The organism is Saccharothrix hoggarensis (assembly GCF_042678885.1).
Classification (GTDB): domain Bacteria; phylum Actinomycetota; class Actinomycetes; order Mycobacteriales; family Pseudonocardiaceae; genus Actinosynnema; species Actinosynnema hoggarensis.
In genome coordinates this window covers 1-2,737 of the sequence record NZ_JBHTLK010000414.1, presented here as the reverse complement: position 1 = coordinate 2,737, position 2,737 = coordinate 1, and the positions used below count along the sequence as shown (strand labels likewise).

4 protein-coding genes are annotated in these 2,737 nt (G+C 74.6%); 1 reads left to right on the top strand and 3 read right to left on the bottom strand.

The annotated features are described in order from the left end of the window. Together cbiE and ACFQ3T_RS35710 are read right to left on the bottom strand one after the other, a co-directional pair. Positions 1 to 434: precorrin-6y C5,15-methyltransferase (decarboxylating) subunit CbiE (gene cbiE, locus ACFQ3T_RS35715; RefSeq protein WP_380730421.1), on the bottom strand; the 434-nt coding region annotated here is incomplete at its 3' end. Further along, positions 431 to 823, bottom strand: a complete 393-nt coding sequence (locus ACFQ3T_RS35710; protein WP_380730419.1) for a pyridoxamine 5'-phosphate oxidase family protein — start codon at positions 821 to 823, stop codon at positions 431 to 433. The genes ACFQ3T_RS35710 and cbiE, both read right to left, overlap by 4 nt. 184 nt (positions 824 to 1,007) lie before the next feature. On the opposite strand from ACFQ3T_RS35710, the gene ACFQ3T_RS35705 reads away from it, so the two are divergent. Continuing rightward, on the top strand, positions 1,008 to 1,823 hold the full coding sequence (locus tag ACFQ3T_RS35705; RefSeq protein WP_380730417.1) for a tRNA ligase subunit PheS family protein: 816 nt from the start codon (positions 1,008 to 1,010) through the stop codon (positions 1,821 to 1,823). Positions 1,824 to 1,890: 67 nt separating this feature from the next. On the opposite strand, the gene ACFQ3T_RS35700 is transcribed toward ACFQ3T_RS35705, so the two are convergent. Further along, on the bottom strand, positions 1,891 to 2,737 hold an 847-nt coding region (locus ACFQ3T_RS35700; RefSeq protein WP_380730415.1), incomplete at its 5' end, for a helix-turn-helix transcriptional regulator.

Below are 2,737 nucleotides of genomic sequence, written 5' to 3'. Positions count from 1 at the left end.
CCGAGCACGAGCACGCGCCGGCCGGGGTGCAGGTGCGGGACGAGGAGCGCGGCGGGCTTGCCGACCAGGCTGACGACGGCGACGTCGTCCAGCGCCCAGCCGAGCCGCGCGCACGCCAGCGACGCCGACGACGGGTGCGGCACCACGCGCACGTGCCCGGCGCCCAGCAGCCGGACCAGGGTCGTGCCGATGCCGTGGAACATCGGGTCGCCGCTGGCCAGCACGCCGACCCGCCGGCCGGAGTACCGGGACAGCAGCCCGGGCAGCGCCGGGACCAGCGGTGACGGCCACGGGACCCGGTCGAACGCGCCGGGGACCAGGTCCAGTTGCCGGCTGCTGCCGAGCAGCACCTCGCACGCCTCGATCTCGCGCCGGGACGCGGGCGGCAGGCCGTCCCAGCCGTCGGCCCCGATGCCGACGACGGTGATGTTCACACCGTCCCCAGCACGCGCGTGACGGCGATCTCGATCACCACGCGCTCGGGGTTGGGGCGCGGCGTCCGGTAGCGCTCGGCGTACCGCCGCACGGCGTCCTCCACCGCGTCGGACGACTGCCGGACGACGGCCCGGCCCTCCAGCGTCGACCAGCGGCGTCCGTCCACCTGGCACACGGCGGCGGGCACGCCCGCGTCACCGGCGGCGAGTATCCGGCGGACCTTGTGCGAGCCGCGCGAGCTGATCACCCGGGCGGTGGCGGTGTCCACGTCCAGCGTGACGCCGACCGGCACGACGTGCGGGGTGCCGTCCGCCCGGACGGTGGTCAGCGTGCACAGGTGGCGCTCGGTCCAGAACGCGCGGAAGTCCTCGCCCTTGGTCGACAACATGCGTGCATCATGCGGCACGCGCGGGCTAGGGTGGAAAACGTGACGCGTCGATTTAGCCGCCCCCGGCCGGGAGACCCCGTCGTCGGGGCCCGCGGCGTGCGCTAGTTCACGTGGTCCCGGTGGCGGACCGGCTCGGGGGACTCCTCTCCTGCCCGTCCACCAGCCCTCGAAGGGACCACCCGCGATGCCTCGCGACCTCAGCGACCCCACGTACGGGCCGCATGCCGTGCAACTGCTGGTAGCCGACATACTCGCCGCCCTGCCGGGAGACGTGCGCGTGCTGCGCGATCACCCGGAGGTGTCGGTCGACGACAACTACACGGCGTTGGGCTACCCGCCGGACGCCGTCACGCGTGACGCGAGCTACACCCGCTACACCGGCCCCGGCCGGATGCTGCGCAGCCACACGACCCCCGCGACCCACCCGTACACGACGGCCGGGCGGCAGGTCGACGTGCTGGTGGACGGCGAGTGGCTGGAGGTCGCCGAGTGCGGCCTGGCGGCGCGGCACGTGCTGCGGCGGGCGTGGCTGCCCGACGACGTGCACGGTCTCGCGCTGGGCGCCGGGCTGGACCGGTTGCTGATGCTGCGCAAGGGCGTCCCGGACATCCGCCTGCTGTCGTCGGAGGACCCGAGGGTGGCCGCGCAGATGCTCGACCTCACGCCGTACCGGCCGGTGTCGCGGCACCCGGCGATCACGCGGGACATCTCGGTGGCGGTGGACCCCGGCGCGGACGCCGAGACGATCGGCGACGCCGTCCGCGCCGTGATCGGGGACGTGGTGGAGGAGGTCGTGGTGGTGAGCGAGACACCGGTGCGCGACCTGCCGGAGGCGGCCGTGGCGCGGCTCGGCGCGCGGCCGGAGCAGCGGAACGTGCTGCTGCGCCTGGTCCTGCGCCACCTGACCCGCACGCTGACCGACGACGAGGCGAACGCCGCGCGTGACGCCGCCCACGCGGCCGTGCACCAAGGCGACCAGCCCTTGGTGCCGGTGTCCTGAGACGACCCGGTCGGTGGACGGAGGAGATGTTCCCGAAGGGGGGCCGCCCCGCCCACCGGCCGGGTCGTCAGGCCCGTACCTCGTTGAGGTAGTTGTAGATCGTGTACCGGGTCACGCCGAGGACGCCCGCGAGGTAGTCGACGGAGTCGCGGATGAGGAACAGGCCCGCCTCGTCCAGCACGCGGACGACCTGGGACTTGTGGGACTTCTTCATCAGCTCGACGGGCACCCCGACGGCGGCGACGGCGCGTTCCACGAGCAGGCGTTGGAGGGTGTCGACGTCGCCGGGGAACGCCTCGACGGCCGACACGGCGTGGTCGGGCCGGCGGTCGGGGCCGGGATCGCTGTTCACGCACAGGCAGCCCACGGCGACGCCGCGGTCGTCGCGCAAAAACACGGTGGACGAGCGGATCACCCGGCCGTCCGGGGCGTACGTCTCGTACCCCGCGAGGTCCTGCGTGGTGCCGCGGCGGACGAGGCCGAGCAGCAGGTCCGTCATCGGGCCGCCGACCTTGCGTCCGGTGAGGTCGCCCGCGATGGCGATGATCGAGTTGGGCAGCGCGCCCAGGTCGTGCAGGACGACCTCGGTGCCCGGTCCGACCGCCTCGGCCAGGCTGTTCACCGTGGGGATCAACGCGGTGAGCACGTCGGACGTCACGGCGGGCGCCGGCGTGGCGGCGCCCGGGACGGCCTTCGGCGCGCGGATCTCCTTCAGCGCGGCGGCGAAGCGGGCGATCGTGTCCGGGGTCGTGGAGGCGTGCGGCGACAGGCGGACGTGCTCCGGCCGCACGGTCGCCGTCACGCCCGCGTCCACGAGCGCCGCGCCGACCACGGACGGCGGGTGGTCGGGCAGGGTGAAGGCGAGGATGCCCGCGCGGCGGTCCACCGCGGACACCACCTCGCCGCCGGCCGCG

Bases quoted from the DNA above. Each gene is read 5' to 3' on its own strand.
- ACFQ3T_RS35710 (WP_380730419.1), bottom strand. From the start codon at position 823: ATGTTGTCGACCAAGGGCGAGGACTTCCGCGCGTTCTGGACCGAGCGC.
- ACFQ3T_RS35705 (WP_380730417.1), top strand. From the start codon at position 1,008: ATGCCTCGCGACCTCAGCGACCCCACGTACGGGCCGCATGCCGTGCAA.